Origin of the sequence: Halobacteriovorax sp. RZ-2 (assembly GCF_043196685.1) — a bacterium.
Classification (GTDB): domain Bacteria; phylum Bdellovibrionota; class Bacteriovoracia; order Bacteriovoracales; family Bacteriovoracaceae; genus Halobacteriovorax_A.
In genome coordinates this window covers 1,080,750-1,103,934 of the sequence record NZ_JBEBMR010000002.1, presented here as the reverse complement: position 1 = coordinate 1,103,934, position 23,185 = coordinate 1,080,750, and the positions used below count along the sequence as shown (strand labels likewise).

Annotated in this window: 20 protein-coding genes; 11 read left to right on the top strand and 9 right to left on the bottom strand. The window is 37.5% G+C overall.

Features of this window, described 5'->3' with window-relative positions; all coding sequences use genetic code 11:
- Entirely contained in the window at positions 1–2,616 is a 2,616-nt protein-coding gene (pepN, locus tag ABMA78_RS11440) for an aminopeptidase N (RefSeq protein WP_392860164.1), read from the bottom strand.
- Between the two features lie 139 nt (positions 2,617–2,755).
- On the opposite strand from pepN, the gene ABMA78_RS11435 reads away from it, so the two are divergent.
- A complete protein-coding gene (locus tag ABMA78_RS11435; protein ID WP_392860162.1) occupies positions 2,756–3,487 on the top strand; it encodes a PilZ domain-containing protein in 732 nt (243 codons plus the stop codon).
- On the opposite strand, the gene ABMA78_RS11430 is transcribed toward ABMA78_RS11435, so the two are convergent.
- A complete protein-coding gene (locus ABMA78_RS11430; RefSeq protein WP_392860161.1) occupies positions 3,453–4,406 on the bottom strand; it encodes a hypothetical protein in 954 nt (317 codons plus the stop codon). The genes ABMA78_RS11435 and ABMA78_RS11430 overlap by 35 nt on opposite strands.
- A 122-nt stretch (positions 4,407–4,528) precedes the next feature.
- On the opposite strand from ABMA78_RS11430, the gene spt reads away from it, so the two are divergent.
- The 3 genes from spt to ABMA78_RS11415 are packed head-to-tail and all read left to right on the top strand — an operon-like array spanning position 4,529 to position 7,862.
- Entirely contained in the window at positions 4,529–5,737 is a 1,209-nt protein-coding gene (gene spt / locus ABMA78_RS11425; protein WP_392860159.1) for a serine palmitoyltransferase, read from the top strand.
- Positions 5,738–5,760: 23 nt separating this feature from the next.
- A complete protein-coding gene (locus tag ABMA78_RS11420) occupies positions 5,761–6,888 on the top strand; it encodes an N-acetyltransferase (protein WP_392860157.1) in 1,128 nt (375 codons plus the stop codon).
- Positions 6,888–7,862 (top strand): NAD-dependent epimerase/dehydratase family protein, encoded by a 975-nt coding sequence (locus ABMA78_RS11415; protein WP_392860155.1) that lies wholly within the window; start codon positions 6,888–6,890, stop codon positions 7,860–7,862. Before ABMA78_RS11420 ends, ABMA78_RS11415 begins: the two co-directional genes overlap by 1 nt.
- A 1-nt stretch (position 7,863) precedes the next feature.
- Here the strand turns inward: ABMA78_RS11415 and ABMA78_RS11410 are convergent, their stop codons facing one another.
- From ABMA78_RS11410 to ABMA78_RS11395, 4 genes are all read right to left on the bottom strand, one after another.
- A complete protein-coding gene (locus tag ABMA78_RS11410; protein WP_392860154.1) occupies positions 7,864–8,472 on the bottom strand; it encodes a sterol desaturase family protein in 609 nt (202 codons plus the stop codon).
- 393 nt (positions 8,473–8,865) lie between these two features.
- Positions 8,866–9,945, bottom strand: coding sequence for a metallophosphoesterase (locus ABMA78_RS11405; protein WP_392860152.1), 1,080 nt, complete (start codon positions 9,943–9,945; stop codon positions 8,866–8,868).
- A 2-nt stretch (positions 9,946–9,947) separates the two neighbouring features.
- Positions 9,948–10,910: a GGDEF domain-containing protein gene (locus ABMA78_RS11400; RefSeq protein WP_392860150.1), complete on the bottom strand. Its 963-nt coding sequence runs from the start codon at positions 10,908–10,910 to the stop codon at positions 9,948–9,950.
- A gap of 8 nt (positions 10,911–10,918) precedes the next feature.
- Positions 10,919–12,580, bottom strand: coding sequence for a hypothetical protein (locus ABMA78_RS11395; RefSeq protein WP_392860149.1), 1,662 nt, complete (start codon positions 12,578–12,580; stop codon positions 10,919–10,921).
- A 226-nt stretch (positions 12,581–12,806) separates the two neighbouring features.
- Between ABMA78_RS11395 and ABMA78_RS11390 the strand changes: the two genes are divergently transcribed.
- Genes ABMA78_RS11390 through ABMA78_RS11380 form a run of 3 tightly spaced genes read left to right on the top strand, consistent with a single transcriptional unit; the run spans position 12,807 to position 14,965 of the window.
- Positions 12,807–13,868: a L,D-transpeptidase family protein gene (locus ABMA78_RS11390; protein WP_392860148.1), complete on the top strand. Its 1,062-nt coding sequence runs from the start codon at positions 12,807–12,809 to the stop codon at positions 13,866–13,868.
- Between the two features lie 11 nt (positions 13,869–13,879).
- On the top strand, positions 13,880–14,617 hold the full coding sequence (locus tag ABMA78_RS11385) for a hypothetical protein (RefSeq protein ID WP_392860146.1): 738 nt from the start codon (positions 13,880–13,882) through the stop codon (positions 14,615–14,617).
- 9 nt (positions 14,618–14,626) lie between these two features.
- The gene (locus ABMA78_RS11380; RefSeq protein WP_021268087.1) at positions 14,627–14,965 is read left to right on the top strand and encodes a polymer-forming cytoskeletal protein; all 339 of its coding nucleotides are present in this window, start codon (positions 14,627–14,629) and stop codon (positions 14,963–14,965) included.
- Positions 14,966–14,990: 25 nt separating this feature from the next.
- Here the strand turns inward: ABMA78_RS11380 and ABMA78_RS11375 are convergent, their stop codons facing one another.
- Positions 14,991–15,593 (bottom strand): hypothetical protein, encoded by a 603-nt coding sequence (locus ABMA78_RS11375; protein WP_392860144.1) that lies wholly within the window; start codon positions 15,591–15,593, stop codon positions 14,991–14,993.
- A 134-nt stretch (positions 15,594–15,727) separates the two neighbouring features.
- Here ABMA78_RS11375 and ABMA78_RS11370 point away from each other — a divergent pair, with 134 nt between their 5' ends.
- Positions 15,728–16,657 carry a hypothetical protein gene (locus ABMA78_RS11370; protein WP_392860143.1) on the top strand — a complete coding sequence of 310 codons (930 nt, stop codon included), beginning with the start codon at positions 15,728–15,730 and terminating at the stop codon, positions 16,655–16,657.
- Here the strand turns inward: ABMA78_RS11370 and ABMA78_RS11365 are convergent, their stop codons facing one another.
- Together ABMA78_RS11365 and ABMA78_RS11360 are read right to left on the bottom strand one after the other, a co-directional pair.
- Entirely contained in the window at positions 16,658–18,037 is a 1,380-nt protein-coding gene (locus ABMA78_RS11365; RefSeq protein WP_392860142.1) for a M16 family metallopeptidase, read from the bottom strand.
- A 19-nt stretch (positions 18,038–18,056) separates the two neighbouring features.
- Positions 18,057–19,445 carry a M16 family metallopeptidase gene (locus tag ABMA78_RS11360; RefSeq protein WP_392860141.1) on the bottom strand — a complete coding sequence of 463 codons (1,389 nt, stop codon included), beginning with the start codon at positions 19,443–19,445 and terminating at the stop codon, positions 18,057–18,059.
- Positions 19,446–19,511: 66 nt separating this feature from the next.
- On the opposite strand from ABMA78_RS11360, the gene ABMA78_RS11355 reads away from it, so the two are divergent.
- The 3 genes from ABMA78_RS11355 (at position 19,512) to ABMA78_RS11345 (ending at position 22,936) form a co-directional block, all read left to right on the top strand.
- Complete coding sequence (locus tag ABMA78_RS11355) at positions 19,512–20,300, top strand: MBL fold metallo-hydrolase (protein WP_392860139.1); 789 nt, start codon at positions 19,512–19,514, stop codon at positions 20,298–20,300.
- Between the two features lie 85 nt (positions 20,301–20,385).
- Positions 20,386–21,495, top strand: a complete 1,110-nt coding sequence (ald, locus tag ABMA78_RS11350; RefSeq protein ID WP_392860138.1) for an alanine dehydrogenase — start codon at positions 20,386–20,388, stop codon at positions 21,493–21,495.
- Between the two features lie 199 nt (positions 21,496–21,694).
- Entirely contained in the window at positions 21,695–22,936 is a 1,242-nt protein-coding gene (locus tag ABMA78_RS11345) for a hypothetical protein (protein ID WP_392860137.1), read from the top strand.
- Positions 22,937–23,185 lie beyond the last annotated feature (249 nt).

Genomic DNA, 23,185 nt, shown 5'->3' with positions numbered 1-23,185 from the left:
TTATGAATTTAATGTTTTAGAAAGTTTTTCAAAAACGTTCTTAGAAGTCTTCTCGTCATTAACGATTGCTTCTAGTTCAACACGAGCAATTTCTTTTAAGTCAGCTGGCATCTTACGGTAGTCATTAAATGCACCAGCAAGCCTTGATCCTGACTGAGGATTAATTGCATCAACCTTTCTAATCATTTCTGCGATGAACTTAAGCCCACGTCCACTCTCGTGATTGAACTGAACTTTATTGCGTGCAAAGGTTCCAATTAGTGAAGACACAAGATTAGGAACATTCATATCAAAGACTTCATCTTTCATAAGCTCCCCAACACGATCAAAAGTTGTATCATCACATGAGCTTGCTTGAACACTTAGCCACTTTTGCATAACAAGAGTTTGATCCTTAAAGCGTGCGTAGAATTCTTTTAGAGACTCATCTGCACCAGGAAGCATTTCATGAACCATAACTGATAGAGAGTTCATCATATCTGTCATATTTGTCGCAGCTTCAAAACACTTGCGAGCAAGTTCTTGATGCCCATCAATTTTTGCCAGACAACCAAGAGTAAATCCTCTTAGTCTTCTCTCACCCATTGCCTTTGCATCAACCTTGAAATCTCTTTCAGTGCTTAGATCATTATAAATTGCAACAAGCTCTTGTTCAAAAGTACTTGCTAGAAGTTTATATAGCTTCTCTTTTACTTCATCAATTGCACGGTAATTTGGAATATCGATAGTTGAAGCGACATCTGTCATCGATGGAAGCCCAAGACATACGGCCTTAAATTCTTCATCAATATTTTGATCTTTAAGGATCGCTCCCCAAGCTTGAATAAATTTCTCATCAACTTGGAAATTCTCATCTTTAAGAAGAGCGTGGATATTTTTAAGAGCTAGAGCTTGTCCAGCTTCGTAGCGATTAAAATCATCATTATCATTTGCCATTAAGAAAATGAAATCATTGTCAGTTAGATCTGAACGTAGAACAACTGGAGCACTAAAGTTTCTATTTAGTGAAGCAACAGGTCTCTCAGAAACACCTTCAAAAACAAAAACTTCTGTATCAGCTTTGATATGTAAAAGTCCTCTATTAAGATCAGCTTGATCGTCTCTATTCTTAAGAGCAAGCTTCATATCAGCACCTTTGCTATCAAGTAGTCCAATAACAAATGGCATATGGAATGGCTCTTTTGTTGGCTGTCCAGGAGTTGCAGGTGTTGATTGATTTACCGTTAGAGTAAACTCTTTTGCCTCTTCATCGTAATTAGTTGTTACATCAAGAACTGGAGTTCCTGCTTGGTCATACCATCTTCTAAATTGTGAGAAGTCGTAGTTATCGTTTGCAACACTCATTGCATTTGTGAAGTCTGCTGTTGTTACGGCCTGACCATCATAAAGCTCAAAGTACTTATCCATACCACGTTGGAAACCTTCTTCACCAAGTAGTGTGTGATACATACGAATAACTTCAGAACCTTTTTCATAAATTGTCATTGTATAGAAGTTATTCATTTCAATATATGACTTTGGCTGAATTGGGTGTGATTGAGGCCCTGCATCTTCTGGAAACTGAGCTGCTCTAAGATTAATAACGTCATTAATACGACATACTGATCTCGAATTTAAGTCCGCAGAGAATTCTTGATCTCTAAATACTGTAAGACCTTCTTTAAGAGTAAGTTGGAACCAGTCACGACAAGTAACACGGTTTCCTGTCCAGTTGTGGAAGTACTCGTGTCCTACAACTGATTCAATACCAAAGAAGTTATGATCTTCTGCTGTCTCTTTAGAAGCAAGAACGTAAGCAGAGTTAAAGATATTTAAACCTTTGTTTTCCATTGCCCCCATATTGAATGAGTCAACTGCTACGATCATGTAGATATCAAGATCGTACTCAAGTCTAAATCTGTCTTCGTCCCACTTCATTGATTTCTTAAGAGATTCCATTGCGTGGTGAGACTTATCTTCATTCCCTTTATCAACAAATACCTGAAGCTTAACATCGCGACCTGATTTTGTTTTGAATGTATCTTCGATTAGTGCAAGATCCCCTGCCACTAGTGCATAGAGGTATGCAGGTTTTGCAAATGGATCATTCCAAATCGCAAAATGCTTTCCACCATCAAGATCACCTTTTTCAATTAAGTTCCCGTTAGAAAGAAGGAATGGATAGTCTTTCTTATCTGCTACGATCTTCGTTGTAAAAATACTTAGGTTATCTGGACGATCGATAAAGTAAGTAATTCTTCTAAAACCTTCTGGCTCGTTTTGCGTACAAAACATTCCACCTGATTTATATAAACCATCAAGTGCAGTGTTGGCCTTTGGATTAATTTCATTGTGAATTTCTAAAGTAAACTTTTCTGTTGGAAGAGCTGAAAGAGTTAGAATCTCTTTTTCTTCGTTGAAGTTTTTAAATTCTTCACCGTTAACTTTAACTGACTTCAGAATTAATTCTTCACCATTAAGTTCAAGAGTTTGACCATTTACTGGCACAACTTCCATCTTTGAATATACTTGAGTTTTTGTATCGTCTAAGTGAAATTCTAGTTCCACAGTTTCGATTTTGTGAGTTGGCGCTTTATAGTCCGCCAAATACTTGACCACAGGAGTTTCGCTTTTCATATATACCTCGTTATTTCCTATAATTTTGAGTATTTATTTGTAGAATTTGCCACAATTTGAACTGAATGAAAACTTTGATTAGAATATATTTAATATTAAACACTTAAATTAATTTAGATATTATTAAAGTGAGAACTTGATGGATGCGAATAAGAAATTTTATTTCTCAGAAATTCCCTTTGAAGAGAAGATAAGTTTTCTAAAAAGGGCCCTAAGCGATGGATTAATCATTGAAATCTGGCGCAAAGGACAAGAAAAAGACAAAGTAGAAAGCTTCAAAATCAAATCTTTTGATGAAAGTGAACTCGAATTCACTCTCGACTTTGACGCAAGTCTCATTGCCAAGCTGGCCGGTTCAAAGAACAAGGATAGCGAGGTTCTTCTAAAAATTAAGTTTAAGTCAGTTATTTTATTTTCAAGTTCATTCTTAAGCTTTCTTCCAGCAGAAGAAGTCTATAAGCTCAAAGTTGACCGTCCAGTTTATAAGAGTCAGCAAAGATCTAACTATCGTTTGCATGCGAATGCTTACATCCCTATTCAGATTAAAATCGAAGAAGATGTCTTTGATTGCAACGATATCTCTGCCGGTGGAATTAGCTTTAATTGTCCAAAAGATTTCGCTGATAAATTCAAGAAAGAATTAATCTTTGACAATGCAACCGTAAGACTTGCTTCAAAGAGATTTGAAATTCCACAAGTTAAAATTGCAGCAACATGGCCTATTGAAAATAATGAAGAGACGCCAATGGGTATTGGAATCGCCTTTATGAATATGGATAAGGAAGTTGAAGAAGATCTCGTTCTTTCAATTAATTCAGAGGCACGTGGCGAAGAGCTTAGGAAGCAGGCGGCAATGAAGAAAGGCACTTAGAGCCTTCATTCTCTTTAAGCTTTAAATCCTTAAAATAGGTATTAAGCTCGTCTTGCTTAAGAATATCTTTTAATACCCTCTCATTGTCCTTCGAGAAGTGATCCTTAAAAGCTAAAATTGTCTCAAGTTTTGGACAACCAATCGGCATGCTAAGAATAAATGCATTGATATCTTCTACCTTCACATCTTTCACTAGAAATCTTTTGTAATTGCGATCATGCCAACCCTCTAGGTAGCGTGCAAGATAAACTGCGACTCCTGACTTATGTGAATCAATTTTAAAGAAGTTTTTTGCCACAAAGTCCTTTAAGTCCTCATGGTTAGGAATTGCGCTAATTAAGGCCCCAAGGTCTTTATAGGCAATGCTCTTTTCATTCTTTTCAAGTAAATGAATATACATTCTTAAGTCGCCAGATTTTTCAAACCATGGCCTAGGAAGCTTAATGGCCATTAAATAGAAAGACTTCTTGGCCTTATCAGACTGGGAGGCATTGGCCAATTTAAGAAAGTCGGCCCTTAGGTTTTGAAAGTAATCATAGCACTTATAGTGATGACAATTGGCCATTGCACTTAGGTAGAGCTCAATTTGAGTCGAATTCATATCCTCTTCTTTTAGTGAAAGATACGAACAGCCGCCTACCGAAATTAACTTGCCACAAATGTAGAAGATATCATCTGCGTAGTGTGCCTGGTATTTTTGAAACTCGTCTTTTGAACGATTTAGAATACTTACAAGTGATTGACGATACTCTATTGGCCCATTTAAAGAACTTAAAATTTCTTTTCGGCCACATAGAGAGTTCAAATCACACGGAGGTTTCCAGTCGGAAACTTCAACTTGTGTTCCTTCATTCTGATCAACCTCGCTCTGACACGAGACATTAATTGTTAACAGAATGAACATGATGCATGTTTTCAAAGTGAATAATTTAAGTACCATAGGTGCTGTCACTGTGCGCATAATTTGTTGACTTGTCAATCTATACTGGCTAAATTCAACCCTACCTCTATTATTAATACAATTCGAATGAGATGTGAAATATGGCACTTAAATTCTCTAGCGCAGCTGACCGTTTAATGGACAAAGCAGCGATGCTAAAATCAAAAGATCTTTACCCTTTCTTCCGCCAAATTGGTGACTCAGAAGGAACAGTAGTAAAGATTGATGGAAAAGATCAAATCATGATCGGCTCAAATAACTACCTAGGCCTTACACATCACCCACACGTAAAAGAAGCGGCCATCAAGGCCATCGAAAAATACGGAACAGGTTGTACAGGATCACGATTTCTAAATGGTAACCTAACGATACACGAAGAACTTGAAGAGAAGCTTGCACGCTATCTCGGACATGAGAAGGCCCTTATCTTCTCTACAGGTATGCAAACAAACCTTGGTGCTCTTTCAGCTGTATGCGGTCCAAGAGACTGTATGCTCTTTGATTCAGAAAATCATGCATCAATCATCGATGCCTCTCGCCTAGCGATGGGGACGACTTTCAAATATCGTCACAACGATATGGAGTCTTTAGAAGAACAGCTAGAAGCAAATATCGACCGCTTTCAAAAAGTTATTATCGTAGCTGACGGTGTCTTCTCGATGACTGGTGATATCGCAAATCTCCCAGAGATGGTTAGACTTGCTGAAAAATATGGTGCTTATATCTACGTCGACGATGCTCACGGTATCGGTGTTATGGGAGATAAAGGCGCGGGAACAATGAACCACTTTGGGGTAACTGATAAAGTACATTTAAATATGGGTACTTTCTCGAAGTCATTCGCATCTATTGGTGGAGTTCTTTCAGGTGATGCTGAAACAATTAACTATGTGAAGCACCTAGCAAGATCATTCATGTTCTCTGCTTCAATGGCACCTTCTGCAGTCGCAACTGTTTCTGCCTGTATTGATGTTATCAATTCTGATGACACAATCCATGAGCGTCTTTGGGATAACGTTAAATTTATGAGAAACGGTTTTCAAGAAATTGGTTTCTATACTTATAATTCACAAACTCCAATCATCCCGATCTTCATTGGTGATGATGTTAAATCAATGCTTGTGACAAAATTCCTAAGTGAAAATGGTGTCTTTGCAACTCCTGTTGTGCCACCTGCAGTTCCTAAGGGAGAAGCATTAATTAGAACAAGCTATATGGCCACTCATAACAAGAGTGAGTTAACAAAAGTTCTAGAAGTATTTGCAAGAGCAAAGAAAGAATTTGATATCCCTTCAACAATGGGACAATAGTTAAATTTTAAGGAGATAAGTCTATGGCCATTTATATCGAAAAAGTTGATATCTTAAACGATAAAAAGGCCCGTAAAAGATTTATTGATGTCCAATTTAATATCTACAAAGACGATAAGTATTGGGTTCCACAACTTCGTATGGAACTCAATAAGCTCTTTACTCATAAGCATCCATTCTACCAAACAGCACAATGTGCTTTCTATATTGCAATTAAGGATGGAAAAGATGTTGGCCGAATTATGGCCATCAATAACCACAATTATAATCAATTCCATAAGACGCTAGAAGGCCACTGGGGCTTTTTTGAGGCCATCGAGGATATCGAAGTCTTTAAGGCCCTCTTTAATTCAGCAATGGAGTGGACAAAGTCACTAGGTCTAGCAAAGTTTGTTGGGCCATTTAATCCATCGACAAATTATGAGTGTGGAACACTGATTAAAGGACATAATGAAATTCCAGTCCTTATGATGATGTACAATTATGAGTACTATCACCAATACTTAAATGAGCTTGGGTTCTCAAAAGCGAAAGATCTTTTGGCCTATCATATGAAGAGTGATTTTGAGATGCCTGAGGTAATCAAGAAAATCGCACTAAGAGCTGAAGAGAAGGCCAATATTACTTATCGAACAGTTTCAAAGAAGAATTGGACGAAAGAAATTGATCTTATGTACAGCATCTACAACGATGCGTGGGAACAGAATTGGGGATTTGTTCCAATGACCAAAGATGAGTTCTATGCCATGGCCGCAGACCTTAAAACTGTTGCTGATGAAAAACTCGTTCTCTTTGCTCTAGTTAACGGCGAAGTCGCCGGTTTTATCGTATGCCTCCCCGACTTCAACCAAGTCCTACACAAAATTCCAGATGGAAAGTTATTTCCAAAGGGAATCTTTCAAGTCCTACGCGCGCCAAAACTTATCGACGGTGTTCGTGTCATTACAATGGGTGTGAAAAAGAAATACCGTTTATACGGACTTGAATCAATTCTGTATTACAGATGCCATGAGAATATAAAGCAATATAAAAAATATAAGAATGTAGAGATGAGTTGGATTCTAGAAGATAATCTCAATATGAATAAACCACTCATTCGCATGAATGCGATTCCATATCGCACATATCGAATTTTTCAAAAAGAGTTATAATGAAAGTTTTAGTTACTGGTGCAACAGGTTTTGTCGGCTCACATCTATGTGATAAATTAACTCAACAAGGTCATGAGGTTTTTGCTCTTGTAAGAAGCCCTCAAAAGGCTGAGTCTTTAGAGCTCCCTGGTGAATATATCAAAGGCAATCTTGAAGAAGAATCAATTAAGTCTTGGGTAAGAAAACTTCCACAAGACATCGACTGTGTTATTCATACGGCCGGAGTTGTTTCTGCAAAACATTCCCTAACCTTTGCTAAAACAAATCATCTCGCAACTGAAATTTTAATTAAGGCCTTAAAAGATAAATATGAAAATCTTCACTTTATGCTTATCTCTTCTCAAGCGGCCGCTGGCCCTTCATCACAACTTGTTGATGAAAGTATTGAGTGCCTTCCTGTTTCAGCATATGGCCATTCAAAACTAGCAGCAGAATATGCAGTAAATGAGCTTGCACCAGAGAGTTGGAATACGACAATTATCCGCCCTCCAATGGTTATTGGCCCGCGTGACAGTGCAGTTCTTGATGTCTTTAAAATGGTTAAAGGTCGAATTGTCACTGGCCCTGGACTTAATTTTAAAAAGAAAAGATATAGCGTCGTTAATGTTTTTGATCTAGTGGATGCCATTATCCTTTGTGCTTCTCAAGAACAAGCAAAGAAGGAAACTTACTTTGTGACTTCAGTTGATGAAGTAACTTTTGAAGAATTAATCAATGAGATCTCAGGAGCTCTTGGTGTTAAGAAGGTCATGTTCATGGCGCTGCCTATCTGGTTTCTTAGGATCGTAGCGGGAATTATCTATACTCTCCCAATTCACTTACCTCTTACGGGAGATAAGATTAATGAATTAGAACAAGATGCTTGGCTTTGTAGCAACTCAAAGATTAAGGCACTTGGCTTTATTCCAAATTACAACCTAAAAGATACGATTGAAATGACAGCTAAGGATTACCAAGAGCGCAATTGGCTCTAGTCTAGTCTTCCTTTGGCCCTGTCACTGTTCTAAACACATAATCCCATAGCGGTGAACTTACACCGTACTTCGCTTTTTCGTGTCTAAAGTGGTGTTGAAGGTGAAACTTTTTTAAATAGCGTCCAACTCTTCCAGTCATTTTAAAATGATGAGTCGCATAGTGAATATAGTCATAGCAAAGATAGCCTACCGTGAAGAAGGCCATAAATCCTGGCATGTAAAAAGCAGGGATAAATAGTGAAAAGAATAACCAAATCAAGGCCATAATAAGAATGGCCGGCACAGGAGGCATAACAAGCCTTGTCGGGTCATTTGGGTCATCGTGATGAAGTCCATGAAATAGGAAGACAAATCGCTCAGTAAGAGGACCAATCGGCCTTAAATGGAAAACAAAGCGGTGTAGAAGGTACTCTGTAAGTGTCCAGATGATGAGACCACTCACTGCACATAGAAGCATCTGTAGATGAGTATAACCAAGTTCAAAATATGAACGATAAATTAGAAAGCCTATAAATGGTGCCCATAAAACCAAAGGAACAATTGGATGGACATGGGTAAATGACTCAAGAATAGGGTTTTTAAATATTCTAATTGATTCGTATTTTTTCACTTCTTCTACCTAATTAAATATCACATATTTCTACCAAAACTTTTCGAAAAAGTCAGCACAGGCCAGCATTTGAGCATCTAAATTTCGTTTCACTTCTTCATCAAAATATGAAATCAAAAGTAACAAATTTTTGTGATGTCAGAAAACAGAAAAACATATTTTATAGAGTGTGTAAATACCTTATAGCAGGGGCATAAGAATAATGGACTAAGTTAATCTCTAGTGCGAGTTACTGTAAGAAAAAATCTCTTGTGGTTTCTGTAAAATCGAATAAACTTATTAATAAGCAGAGACAAAAAATTAAAGACACTTCGGCGTTTCGGGAAAGGACTTTTTAGGAACGTCGTTTTTTTTTTACCACAAATCACTTCATTTTATCTTTCAATTACATTTTTAACTAGTTCTAATCTCTTCGATATAAGGCTTCCACTGCCCCATCCACTGATTCATTGACGCATTAACTAATGAGTTACTCTCGGGATGTACAATAACACTGCAATAAGTAAGACTTAACGTATCCTGGTGCTTTCCTGCATCAATAGAAGGGATATTATTCCAAGTACCAGTATTAAAATAGTAGCGTCCTTCTGGAAAACGTCTCCACTCCTGAAGATGAGTGTGTCCCATAACAACGGTATGAATCGAGCTATCGCGATCTAGGATTCGCCTGGCCATGCGCTCATAACGTGGGTAGATCGTGATCTGTTGGAGAATTTTGATATTGGTTTTAAAATTTGAATTTTGACGTGTGTAATAATTTGAATGAGTCTTGATGACGTAATTAATACAAGTCATAAAGAGTCGCCAAAAAAACCTCGTGTCATTAAAAAGACACCACTTCACATATGAAGACATAGGCCTAACCTTATCAATATAAGGACGCTCTTTTTTAAGCTTTGGTAGGACATTGATGCAAAACAGAGACCCCCACGGAAAGTTAAGAATCTCTTTTCCTCCAGGTCCACGAATGAATTGCTTGGCCTTTGGAACAGTGTTGACCGCCTCAAAACGATGGCCGTGTTCCACATGAAGACCGTTTTCTAAGAAGGTTTCAGTAAAGAAAATATTATCACCACAAATTTTAGAAAACTTCTCTTGTGCACCTTTAAAAAGCATTCCTACATCGTGATTACCAACAACATAGACGACACGTTTATGAGGTGCCCTTAGAAACTTTTTAAGTCCGGCAAAGAAGCGAGGGTGCCCTTTTGCAATGTCTTCAATTTGTTTGATTGTCATTGCTTCATCAACAACATGAGTAAAGACACCATCTGAATCAATTTGAATGAGATTTAGAATATCCCCATTCATAATGATTGTGACGGGTTTTGAATAATATTCATTCGTTGAGAAGTAGTCACAGAATTCATAGAAACGATTATCTTCGAAGAAATCTTCTAAGATATTAAATTCACCGTTTTGCAGGTAACTACCTTTGCCTAAATGGAGATCAGATAAGATTAGATACTTCATATTTATGAGTCTGCTACACAGACTTTGCCACGTCCAGACTTTTTTGCTTCATACATCATTCTATCGGCCATTCCGATGATTTCATTACGTCCAGAAGCGTTAGTTGGGTAATTGGCAACACCAATTGAGACACTCAGCTGGACATCTTCATCCTCGTGAGTATTGATTTCTAAATCAGCTTCAATCTTATAGACAGTCGACTTAACTCGATTAAGGATTCGTTGACCAATCATCTTAGCGTCTTCTAGTGAAGAGTATGGAGCAAGGACGACAAATTCATCTCCCCCATAACGATAACAAAGATCATCCTCTCTCACTGTTGCGCGAATAGTCTCAGCAACCTGTTGAAGTAAACTTGTTCCAATTAAGTGGCCATGGCCGTCGTTGATACTTTTAAAATAATCAATATCAATGAAGATTAAAGAGAATGAGCGCTCTAATGCTTCAAACTCTCTAATAGCAGCGTCAATATCACTTTTAAACTTTCTTTGATTATATAGGCCTGTGACATCATCAACATGTGCTAAGGCCTGAAGGCGCTGTAGCTCTTTGACTTGTAAAAGGCTTCTAAATTTCGATTGAATATAATTTTCTATTTGCTTAAATATATCTGTCGAATACTCTCCATTGAGTACTAGGTATAAGCTTTGGCTACCATTAAAGCCGACTTCCACAAAGCGGTACTTATCACCTTCGATATCAACGTGAAGCTTCTGCGTTTTTAAGGCCCCCATAAGTTCTTGATAGACCTTACTTGGATACTCTTCAATAACTTTATTATTGTAGAAGTCACGAATAATGGGATTTGCCGAATCATTATCAAGTGTTGCAAAAACAAGTGGCGTTTTTGAATCAAACTCTGTCTTAATAAAGTCACGAAAGGACTTCAAAACGATATTGAAGTTATGTTCTTCAACATTTTGACAGATAAAATCTAAAAGTGCTTTATATTGTTTTTCCAGCATATTAATTATTAATCATCCAATCCTAAATCATCATCTAATTCTAATGTATCAGCAACTACATTCAAAGATCCCCTTAAGTTTGTAATAAGGCGTTCAAGTTTTTGCTGTGCTAGCATTCTTTCTTTCTTTGCTTGTCTCTCGTTGATTGCAACATTTTCCATATTAAACTCAAGAGTATCTATTTTACGCTTAAGCTCCAAGATCTTTTCATCTCTTGCTTTAATCTTATTATCACTGTCAATGGCCATTAGCTCTAATTGACTTTCCAGTTCCTGTTCACGTGCTCTAATGCTTGTATGGTCAATCTTTAGGCGCGTGCCAATTTCGGCCATTTCTTCCTTCATGGCCTTATTCTTCGCCTCACTTAACTCGAGGCCATGCTTATACTTATCAAGCTGAGACTTAGTCTCCTCTACTTCGATAGCATGTCGTTTTTTAGCAATTGATAGCTCAATATTTTTTTCATCAACTTCAGTTCTTAAGTTAAGTGATTCTCTTTTTAGGAGTTCAACCATGGTCTTAAGTTCGTTTAACTCAGACAGAAGATTGATTCGATCTTCTTTCAATTCAGTAACAGTAACTCTTAGATCAAGAAGCTGGTCTTCACTCAGGGAGCTTAAAATATGCCCAGGATGAAAATTAATATTTGCACTGGCATAGGCTTGAGTTATCCCATGCTCAGAAGAAGCAAAGTCTTGTGGAGTTTCTGCAGCAGGTGTCTCCACAGCTTCATAGTCATTCATATCAAAATTAGAAGTTACTTCTGTTGGTGATACTGCCGTCACAGTTAATGTTTCTTCTGATGAAACTGCTGGCGTCTCATGGTGTTCTTGGTTTGTCTCAACCATGCCATCAAGTTGTGCCATCGTGTCTTCAGCTTCAAGAGGAGCTTGCATCACTGGAGTTTCAACTTCGTCTGTCATATCCTCCGCTTCAATAGCATCAAGAGACATATCAAGGTCTGCGTCTAAGTCATCATCGACGTCGTCGAGGTCACCTAAATCATCATCGACATCCCCGAAATCCCCTAGGTCATCAAGATCACCTAAGTCCCCAAGCTCACCATCAAGATCGTCATCTAGGTCATCACCTAATGACATCTCCATTTCGCTTAGTTCGTCATCCAGATTATCCAGATTATCTAACTCGCCTAGGCTCACCTCGAAGTCGTCCTCAGAAGCATGTGCTTCAATTTCTTCGGCCTCTTCAACATCTTCTACTTGGGCCTCAGGTGCTTCCTCAACTTTATCTTCAACAATAATTGGATTGTTATCAAGGTCGAGATCATCCTCACGAACAGCATCAATTGATGCATTAGGAATGGTATCCCCTTCCTGAGTAAGATTGATCTTAATACTTGATGAAAAGTCCATATCGAGATCATTTGGAGAATCTGCATTGGCAGGGGCATTTTCAATAATATCCCCTTCAGCACAAAGATCAATGGCACTTACATCATCAAAGTTAAGCTCAATACCTTCGTCCAGTGGGGAGCTGGCCTCATTGTTTAGCTGAGAAAAGTCAATATTTGTGTCAACAAGCGTTAAAGAAGTTTTCTCCTGTGCGTCACTGTTTGCCTCAGTATCGCTTCCAAGAACTTCATCAACTGCATTTTGAATTTTCTCACTTTCAGCGAGTAACTCTTCTTGTTGCTTCTTTTCTGCTGACATATTTTTCCCCATCGCGGCCATGCAAAACGTATGAAATTTATTTAAATATGGCCTTTTCTTAAATCCTTACCCTCTACTTTTCGCCTTTTTTTGAAAAAAGTTAAGTATTTACGACTCGTAAAGTTATTTTGTCGAAAGTTATTTTGCTTTTTGGGGGATAAATACTTGAGTAGTGGTAAAAAAATGTTCTACAATATTAGGTAGTTATCAAATATAAAGGCTTTTCATGATTAAAAAACTATTATTTTTATCGACTATTATTACATCGACTATTTTTTCTATGAGTAGTGTCGCTCAGGAATTCTATCCATCAAATCTGCTTTTATTAAATGATTACTTCGCTCACCATGTGATCGTTGCAGAGAAATCAACTCACACTCTCTACCTATATGAAAATAACGATGGCCTACCACGATTAATTAAAACTTATCAAATGGCCACAGGTCAGAAGGTTGGAAATAAATCATTCCAAGGAGACCGCAGAACTCCAGAAGGTGTTTACTTCTTCAATCAATTTATCGACCACAAGGATCTCATTAAAAGACATGGAGAACTTGGTGCGCAATATGGAGTTGGAGCATTTGTTCTTAACTACCCTAACCCAATTGACAAGGCCCAAGGAAAAACAGGTGGCGGAATCTGGCTTCACTCAACAGATAACGAGCCACGAATTGATAAAGGCCTTGATTCAAAAGGATGTCTAGTTGCTCACAATATCAACCTCATTGATATTTCAAAGTTTATTGAAATTAATAAGACCAATATTGTTGTTGTTCACAACCTGAAATTCTTTAACAAAGAAACATGGTTAAAAGAAAAGAATGAAGTTCTTGATACTGTTAATGGTTGGCTAACAGCTTGGTCAACAGAGAATATCAAAGACTACTTAAATTTCTACTCACGCACAGACTTTGTTGACCCAACACGTGGAAGCTATAATTCGTTTGCTCAATATAAAAGGGCCGTATTTGCAAACCCAGGGACACCGTCAATTCAACTAAAGGACCTTACTGTCCTAAAAGCTGATGACTATGTTGTCGTAACGTTTAAGCAAGACTACACTAGTAATACAATTAATGACATTGGAAAGAAAACACTCTATTTAAAACGTGATGCTTACTACAAATGGAAAATTGTAGCAGAGAGATGGCAGCGTATTCCAATGGATATTACAAACGAGAGGGAGCACTTAAGTTTCGAACCATCACAGAGGTTCTTTACTTCGCAAGACCCAAAACAAATTTTCACATTGAATCTCACTTTAACGAGACCATATAGCGAAAATTAAAAGGGAACGGGATGTCCACACCATCAAGTAGTTCAAAGGCAAAGAATAATTTGTCTTTCATTCTTTATGAAAATAATAAAGTACCAAGATACTTACAGCTTTCTCCACGTGAGTATAAAGCAATTCTTTATGTACCAGTTGTCCTAACAGTCTTTTCGATCTTTGCCCTAGCTGGCTCATACTTCTATACGAAGAATATCGAAAAACTGATTAAGGCCAAAGAACCTCTTATTATCAAAAATTTAAGAGACGAGAACTCGACTCTGGCACAAAAGAATACAGAACTAACAACTCTTAATCTTGATCTAACAAATCGTCTTGCTAATGAGACGATCAGTGCAGTTAGTGCTAGTTCACTTAATATTATTGCTCCTGTTAAGGGACAGAAAGATCTAACAAGTCCAGCTAGTATTAATATCGAAGATCTAAAGGTCACAAAGAAAGATGATAAGGCCGAGCTAAACTTTAATATTATCAATATTACAAAAGATAATAATAAGGTTTCAGGTTATATTCATATCTTCTTATTTGATGGAAATAACTACTTTCACTATCCTGAAGGTGGAGACTCAATTAGAAACTTCTCTCTTAACTACACAAAGGGTGAATCATTTGCGACATCACGCTTTCGTCCAGTAACAGCTAAATTTGATATGCCAAAGAACAAAACTGTTATGTTTAAAATTCTAATCTTTAATCGTCTTGGTGATATTGTTCATCAACAACTTTTTAGAGAAGAGATTAAGTAAGGGCCAATTATGGATTTAAGAGATCAAAATTTTACATTTGTTGGTATTGGCTCAGTGATAAAAGGTGATATTGTTCTAGCAGGACCTTCACATATTTGCTCAACAATCGAAGGCGATATTCAAATTGATGAGAAACATCAACTCACAATTGAACCACAAGGAAATGTTAAAGGACGTATTCGCTGTGGTGACTTAAATATCTACGGCGTTGTTTGTGGGGATATTACGGCACAAGGAAAGGTTAAGGTCTTCCCTACTGGAACCGTTAAAGGTCAAATTGTTGCTAAGAATATTAATATTGCTCCAGGAGCAAAGGTTAATATGCAAGGGCATACACTAGAGTCATAAGAATTATAGAAACCTTTTTTCCAAACTAGCGTAAAAATCGATCAGTTATTCCGCGCTCAAATTTAAAGACGAGTCCTAATGATATTAGGTTTTCATGTCCGTCGCCGTTTTCTTGATAAATATAGCTTGTGTGAAAATGGATTTTTCTAGTTATGCGAAAAAAGTCATAACCGATACCTACTCTTAATCCCCCTAAAATTGTATCCTTTTTTAGTCCATAGGTATTGGCCGCTCCAGCGAAGATATTCTCATCAGAGTTGCCTTCAATAAAGTCATTAAATGAAACAAGGGCATATCCTAACTTTATAGCAAGTCTTTGAATTGGGTAAAAATGAAGTTCAAGCCCATAGATGGCAAGTGATTGTACTGCGACACGATCAACTCCACTATGCCTGATATCTCCACTTAGATCGATTCTTGTATAGAATGCCTCGATTCCAGTTATACGATTTCTCACTCCATAGGAAAGATTGTAGCCAATACCAGTAGTTGCCGTATCATATTGGTCCATTTTATCGTTGGTCCCAATTCCGAAGACGCCTTCAAATTTTAGAAAAGAAAAGTCCGCACCCGCTTCTAGGCAAAGAAGAAGTAAAGTGAATAGTTTTAAATATTTAGCTAAGCTCAATTAACCACCTCTAACCTATTGTAACAAAAAGAAAATAAAATTTCCTGAAAGAAGATAGGCGGAAGTTTTTTCTCAATCTAATCTATTTAAGACGACAACTAACTTTATCTTAGGTCTGGCCCGATTCTTTAGGCATGAGAAAGTTAAAAATAAGACAGCTAATATTTTTTATCACCTTAATTCTTGGCCTTAATTCTTGTAAGGAAGTCGAGTCAGTCATCAAAGCAGAGCCTTTGCCGGCACCTAGTGGGAATTATCTTGAGCCAGGAGATATCATTGTTATGAATTATACGGCCGACTCAATTGTCCAACTTGATAGTGATGGCGTTTTTAAAAGAACGATCTATCAAGCAACTGGTAATAGTGTTCTTCTTTTGGCCCTGGGCTGGTCAAAGGAGAATAATCAGCTTCTTTTTACAACTGATGGTAATGACCGAGTTCTAGGAGTAAATGCCTATACCGGAAAGGTTTCTGACGTGATTGTTCACTCTGGCCTAAACGGAGCCCTTAGAGGTGTGACAGAATTAGCAAATGGAAATATCGCCGTTCTTGAATCTAATAATCTGGAGCTATTTACGCCTTTGGGAGATGGACATCAAAGAGAGACCTCAGGTTTTCCTATTACAAATATTATTAATACTGGACAAGGTATGGCACCACTAGCTGATGGAGGATTTCTAATAAGCTCTCGTGGCTCTGATCAGATTAGGACTTATGATGAAGATGGTGTTCAACAAAATAGTGTGGGAAGTCCTGCTGGTGCAAATGATGGCTACTTTGCTATCGAGTTAGATAATGGAGATATTGTCGGAATTTGGAGTGGAACTACCGACCAAGTTGTCGAATATGACAGTACTCTAAACGCAACAGGAGCGAGTTATAGCAATACGACATACCTTGCAAATCCAAGAGGTGTTGCACAACTGCATAGTGGAAATATTATTGTTTCTGATTATTCGTATAATCACTTAGTGGAAATTGATATTAGTGATTATTCTTTGGTAAGGACAATTGGGCAAGGCCTTTCCGGCCCTACCCATGTTCTGGTTGTCCCAGAGTATTGATTAGAGAAAATTCTTATAAGAATACGTTTTAATCTTTCCGATCTTGCTTAAGGCCTTTTTCATGGACTTATCGCCAAGAACAACGATTTGTACCTTGTCATATGGGAAGGCCGCATAAACAGTCTTTGCAACATTCTCTTGTGAAATCTTATCAACAGACTCTGTGTACTCAAGGAATCGTTTGATATCAACTTGAGAGTTATCAAGACTTACAAGCTGTCTCATAAAGCTTGAAGGCTTTTGAAATTGAAAGGCAAATCCACCCTTAACGGCCTTTCTAACTTTTTCAATTTCTTCCATTGAGATATTTGTGGCCTCAGAGTTGTCTTTTAAAATCTTCACAACTTCTTGAACCATCTGCCCAACTGTTTCTTCCTTTGTAAAAGTTGAAAGGATCGAGCGTCCGTAATCTTTTTGCATACCAGCTGTTGCCCACGCTGAATATGTTAGACCTCTTTTTGTTCTTAATTCTTTAACAAGAATCGATGTGAATCCACCACCTAAGTATTGAGACATAAATTCAAGATTTTCAAAACCAGGGTCCTGTTTCTTTGCAATGTAAACCCCTGCTCTCACTTGTGCTTGGTTTGCCTTAGGGACTTCAACAAAATGAATAAGAGGTTTTTCAGGGTTAAATTTCTTTATCTCTTTAACCTCAGTGTCCAATCTTCTAATGAAGCTTGCCTTAGCATTGAAGCCACATTCGTCAGTAATGATATTTTTTACTTTAAGAAGTGAGCGAGGCCCTGTGATATAAACTTTCTTCTTCACATCATCTCTAAAATACTTCAGGCGACTTTGAAGGTAGCTTCTCTTAATACGCTTAATATCATGAAGCCTACCTCTTACATCTGAAACATATGGAGTTCCTTTTAAACTAATTGAACGAAACGCCGTTGAAGCAAGTTCACCATGATTTGAAACAAGATTTTGTCTTTGTGCAATAAGAGATTTCTTTGCCTTAGATAATTCTTGATTTGGATAAACAGCATCTCTAAAGATATGACAAATTTTCTTTGTCGTTGGAATCACATCTTTTGCAAGTCCACTATAAGTATAGCTTGAGAATTCATGTGTTACATTTGAAGAAGTTGAAACACCATAGAACTCTAAGTTGTCCGCAATTTCATTTAAGCTAAAACGATTTGTCCCACTCTCCAGTAGATCAAACATCATCTTAGTTACACCTTTAGTGCGTCCATCTTTAATGGCACCGTCAGCAAAGAAGATCGTGACATTATAAGTTGGAAATTTATCATCTTGAATATAAGTGACATCAATATTATCCCACTTAAATTTTTCAATTTTATCGACAAGTTCATTGGCACCAACACTTACGAATGTGGATGCAATGATTAATGATTTTAAAATTTTATTCATAGCTACTAATCCTTTCATTCTAGTTACGATCCCAAATTGATAAGAAAACATAATCGTTACCAGAAATGTAACGATGACAAACATCACGTACCTGATCAACAGTCATTTCACTATAACTCTTTAGTTGTTTTTTATATTCTTTATAGTCACCATTGAAGAACTCTGATGAACCTAGAAAACTTGCTAAACCATCATTTGTTGAAATTGCTTCGTAGTATTGCTTAAGAAGCATATTCTTAGTTTTTTGAACTGCACGTGGAGTGATTGCTTTAGAACAAGACTGCTTAAGTGATCTTAGTAGTCTACGACGAGTATCCTTGATCCCTTTCTTTGGAAGAAGCTCTCCTCCAATGACGAAGATCCCACCATTTTTAAGGCCATAATTATACGAGTATACCTTTGATAGTCTTGGTGACTTTGAAACAACATAATTCTTAACAAGGTAAGAGCTTGTTCCAGTTCCTAAAATATCAGATAAGAAGTCCAGAGCGTATGAGTCTTCATGAGTAACTGATACAGCAGGAAAAGCTAGTCTAAACATTGGGTTCTTAGATTGTCCCTTAAGGCTTCTCACATAAGGAAGTTTTGCCTGTCTCTTGTATCTTCCAGCATCATCAAGTTTTGCCTTCTTAGCGACAAGATTCTTATTCATTGGAATTTTTCCAATTGTCTCTTTAACCTTAGAAAGTGTTGAAGAAGGATTGATATCTCCAACAATAACCATGATGGCATTATTTGGAGCATAGAAGTCATGGTAGAACTCAAGCATTTGCTTGCGATCTAAATCCTTAACGTCCTTTGCGTCCCCTATTACAGATCCTCCATAAGGAGTTCCTTTAAACATTGCTTTCATCATCGCAAGATGAATCTTTCCACTTGGCCTATTTTCATAGCGCATCTTTCTTTCTTCAAGAACAACTTGTCTTTCTTTTTCAAAAGGTACTTCTTCAAGCATGAGATTTGCCATTCTTTCAGCTTCAAGCTCAATCATTTTCTCAACTGTTGGAGCTGCAATATTCTCGTAGTAGACCGTGTTATCAAATGTTGTGTAGGCATTTGAATTCCCACCATATGTTTCAATATAGTCAGAGAAATACTCTGCTGGGAAATTCTTCGTCTTCTTAAACATCATGTGCTCAAGAAAGTGAGTTGCTCCAGTCGTGCCCTTTCTTTCGTAACGGCCACCAACATCATAGAAAGTGTAAATTGAGGCAATCGGTAACTTCGAGTCGCGAACAAGTAGTAAGCGCAGGCCATTATCTAAAGTGTGCTTTTGAACATCAATATTAAGCTCGAGTGACCCTAGATCAGTGTCGCCAGAATGCTTAGCTTCATTAGTTGATGAACATGATGAGTTTAGAATAAGAGCTGCAGTAATAAAGGCAAATAAATTAATTGCTTTAAACATCAAATCTCCAATAAAAGTTAATATAAATAGCTTAAAAACTTATGATTTTCTTGGCAATATAAAGTTATGAATTTATTAGTTACGTTCCTAGGAACCGGAACAAGTACAGGTATTCCAATGTTAGGCTGCAGCTGTCCAGTTTGCACGAGCTCTAATAAACACAATAAACGTATGCGAACATCATTTTTAATCCAACATGATGATACCACAATTCTCTTTGATACGGGGCCAGATCTTCGCACGCAATTATTGCGCGAGGGAGTTAAGGACGTTAGTGCGGTGATTATTTCACATGCCCATGCAGACCACTTGAACGGCATCGACGATATAAGGCCATTCACATTTAAGCACCCTATCAACCTCTACACTGATCAAAATAGTGCCGATATTATCAATATAAGATTTGGTTATATTTTTGGAAATAACCCTGGCCACATTGGCTCAAGTCCGAGGCTTTTACTCAATGAAATTGAACCGAATACAGTAAGTAAGATTTGTGATTTAGATTGTGAATTCATAAACCTCCCACATGGAAATGGCATAACACTTGGCCTCATTATTGGAAAGCTGGCCATTATTTCAGACTGTCATGAGATTCCACAGGCCGAGATCGATAAACTGCGTTCATATGAATTAGACTCCCTAATCATTGACTGTGTGCGACACAAGCCACACCCTGCCCATCTCTACGTGGAGCGAAGCTTTGAATACATCAGAAAAATAGGTGCTAAGCATAATTATCTTACTCATATGGGCCATGAACTGGATCACGACAGCTTGCAAAAAGAGTGTGACCATCACTTTCCAGATGGAAGTGTCAAAGTTGCCTATGACGGGTTAAAATTCGAGGTTTAATATATTGTAATAGCAAATGAAAACAATTATATTTGCCTCATAAATTTTATGAGTATTTTAACGCCTTCAATTCAATGGAGTTTTTATGATTATTGGTGTTCCTAAGGAAATTAAAAATAACGAAAATCGCGTAGGTCTAGTTCCAGGTGGTGTAAGACAACTTATCCACGATGGTCACGAAGTTTACGTAGAAACTAATGCTGGTGTTGGAATTGGAATTTCTGACGAAGCATATATTCAAGCTGGTGCAAAAATTCTTCCATCACTTGAAGAAGTATTTGAAAAATCAACAATGATCATCAAGGTTAAAGAGCCTCAAGCAAGAGAGATTGCTCTTTTAAAACCTCACCATATTCTTTACACATACCTTCACCTTGCGGCAGATGAGCCACAAACAAAAGGTCTTATGGAATCAGGATCAACTTGTATTGCATACGAAACGATCCAACCAGCAGATGGTTCACTTCCACTTCTAACTCCTATGTCAGAAGTTGCAGGAAGAATGGCAACTCAAATTGGTGCTGCTTACCTACAAATTGACCACGGTGGAAAAGGTGTTCTTCTAGGTGGTGTACCTGGTACAAGAAGAGCAAAAGTAACTGTTATCGGTTGTGGTGTTGCGGGAACTAACGCAATTAAGATGGCAATGGGTATGGGTGCAGATGTTACTGCTATCGATCTATCAACTAAGCGTCTTGCTGAACTTGATGATCTATTTGATAACAGAATCACGACTCTATTCTCTAATATCGATAATATTGAAAAAGCAGTACAAGAGTCAGATCTTGTTATTGGTGCAGTTCTTGTTCCTGGAGCAAAGGCACCGAAGCTTGTAACAAGAGAGATGATCTCTAAGATGGAAAAAGGTTCAGTAGTTGTTGATATTGCTGTTGACCAAGGTGGATGTATTGAGACTTGTAAGCCAACAACTCACCAGAATCCAACTTTCCTAGTTGATGGTGTAGTCCACTATTGTGTTGCAAATATGCCAGGTGCGGTAGCTCAAACTTCTACTTATGCACTGACAAACGTAACTCTTAAGTATGCTCGTATGATTGCTAAGTACGGTGTTGAAGAGTCTGCAATGATGGACGACGCATTCAAGAAAGGGATCAATATCTATAAAGGTAAGCTTGTGTACAAGCAAGTCGCTGAAGATCTAAACCTTGAGTACACTCCACTTAATCTAAACTAAGATTTAAAATATTGGCCCCGACCTGGGGCCATTTTCTTACCAAAAATCGTTTGGCCCCTAAATATCCACACTAAATAACTGTCATTTTTCTCAAAATATCTTACATTTTGAGGTTAATTTAAAATTTACCACCGTATTTTTTTCAATTTCACTTAAATCTCGATAAAAACTCTCAACTGTTATTTTTTAAGGGGGAGAAATGTCAAAAATTATAATCGGGCTTATGCTCGCATGTTACACACTCGCTGCGAATGCAAGCGATCATCAATTAAACTTCTCATTCAATGGTGGTGATAATGATGTACAAGTACTAGCTAAAGAAGTTGAAGTTACTAAGTACAAAGAAGAGCCATACGAAGGGACATGTTACCGCCAAATTCCATACCAAGACACAGAGTGTGGATACGAAACAGACTATCGTAGAGAATGTCGTTGGGAACCAAGTCGTCAAATTTGTGAAACAGATTACGATTACCAATGTCGTTATGAAACAAAATATCGTCGCGAATGTACAAGAGGGCCTTCAAGACAAGAATGTCGTACAGTTCCAGGTCAGAGAGTTTGCCGTACAGTAAATGGCAGACAAGAGTGTCGTCAACGTGATAGCCGTCGTGTTTGCGAGACAAAACCAGGACGCGAAATTTGTCGTTCAGTTCCATACCAAGATCGTGTTTGTCGTAATGTACCAGTTAGAAGATGTCACACTCGTCCAGGACGCAATGTATGTGACAATGTTCCTTACCAAAAATATGTATGTCGTGATGTAACAAAGTACCGTTCAGAGCCATACTCATGTACAAAGACTCGTACAGTTGCTTATAAAGAAATGGAAAATGTAACTCACAAAGTAAAAGTACAATACCTTGGTGCAATTGATAAAGCTGATGCAAACTTCACACTTGAATTTAGCAATGAACTTAAGAGCTTTGATACTCTTGTACAAAACTTAAATAAAGATGCGACTCAAATTAATTTCCAGGTATCAGACTTCACAAGAGCTTCTGACTACAATTATGAGTCAACACTTAAAGTAGAGTTCTTCGACCTTGATGAGGCCAAAGCACCGATTCTAGTAAATCCAGAAAATGTGAAAGTTGGGATCAAAGGTCAATTTGAATTAGAGCTTTCTAACTTCACAGAAGGAATGGAGCAACTAAGAGCAGAAATCGTTGTTTACGACAAAGAAAAGAAGAAGATTCACTTTAAGAAAACAATTGATCTTCTAACTTTCAATAAGTCTCTACTTGATAATGGAAATATTCTATTCAAAGAAGAGTTAAAGAAGCATGGGTTTGAAAAGATTAAGAAATTTCCTCTCGGCCCATTTGAAAAGGCACGTGAGCTTAAGGTTACACTTACATTCTTTCCACTAGTATCAAAAGTACCTGGGCAAGAACTAAAGTCAGTAACACACACATTAAATACAAAAGCTAAGTTTTAATAAATTGGCCCTTATTTAAAATAAGGGCCTTCTTCAATATTAGGGAATTGATGAAGGCCACTTATAATAAAGAACCCTCTACTACCACGTAGAGGGTTCTTCTATTATTTTCTCCTCACAATAATCTAGTAAAAAGAAGTTATATTTAATCAAATTGTCGCCAGGCGTTGTTTACGAGGCTTAAAATGCTACGTATCATTTTGATTAAACAAAATTTAATTTAATTTATTTTAAGTAAGGGAGAGAAGA

Coding starts and splice junctions, on each gene's coding strand:
- pepN (WP_392860164.1), bottom strand. CDS start 2,616: ATGAAAAGCGAAACTCCTGTGGTCAAGTATTTGGCGGACTATAAAGCG.
- ABMA78_RS11435 (WP_392860162.1), top strand. CDS start 2,756: ATGGATGCGAATAAGAAATTTTATTTCTCAGAAATTCCCTTTGAAGAG.
- spt (WP_392860159.1), top strand. CDS start 4,529: ATGGCACTTAAATTCTCTAGCGCAGCTGACCGTTTAATGGACAAAGCA.
- ABMA78_RS11420 (WP_392860157.1), top strand. CDS start 5,761: ATGGCCATTTATATCGAAAAAGTTGATATCTTAAACGATAAAAAGGCC.
- ABMA78_RS11415 (WP_392860155.1), top strand. CDS start 6,888: ATGAAAGTTTTAGTTACTGGTGCAACAGGTTTTGTCGGCTCACATCTA.
- ABMA78_RS11405 (WP_392860152.1), bottom strand. CDS start 9,945: ATGAAGTATCTAATCTTATCTGATCTCCATTTAGGCAAAGGTAGTTAC.
- ABMA78_RS11400 (WP_392860150.1), bottom strand. CDS start 10,910: ATGCTGGAAAAACAATATAAAGCACTTTTAGATTTTATCTGTCAAAAT.
- ABMA78_RS11395 (WP_392860149.1), bottom strand. CDS start 12,580: ATGTCAGCAGAAAAGAAGCAACAAGAAGAGTTACTCGCTGAAAGTGAG.
- ABMA78_RS11390 (WP_392860148.1), top strand. CDS start 12,807: ATGATTAAAAAACTATTATTTTTATCGACTATTATTACATCGACTATT.
- ABMA78_RS11385 (WP_392860146.1), top strand. CDS start 13,880: ATGTCCACACCATCAAGTAGTTCAAAGGCAAAGAATAATTTGTCTTTC.
- ABMA78_RS11380 (WP_021268087.1), top strand. CDS start 14,627: ATGGATTTAAGAGATCAAAATTTTACATTTGTTGGTATTGGCTCAGTG.
- ABMA78_RS11370 (WP_392860143.1), top strand. CDS start 15,728: ATGAGAAAGTTAAAAATAAGACAGCTAATATTTTTTATCACCTTAATT.
- ABMA78_RS11365 (WP_392860142.1), bottom strand. CDS start 18,037: ATGAATAAAATTTTAAAATCATTAATCATTGCATCCACATTCGTAAGT.
- ABMA78_RS11360 (WP_392860141.1), bottom strand. CDS start 19,445: ATGTTTAAAGCAATTAATTTATTTGCCTTTATTACTGCAGCTCTTATT.
- ABMA78_RS11355 (WP_392860139.1), top strand. CDS start 19,512: ATGAATTTATTAGTTACGTTCCTAGGAACCGGAACAAGTACAGGTATT.
- ald (WP_392860138.1), top strand. CDS start 20,386: ATGATTATTGGTGTTCCTAAGGAAATTAAAAATAACGAAAATCGCGTA.
- ABMA78_RS11345 (WP_392860137.1), top strand. CDS start 21,695: ATGTCAAAAATTATAATCGGGCTTATGCTCGCATGTTACACACTCGCT.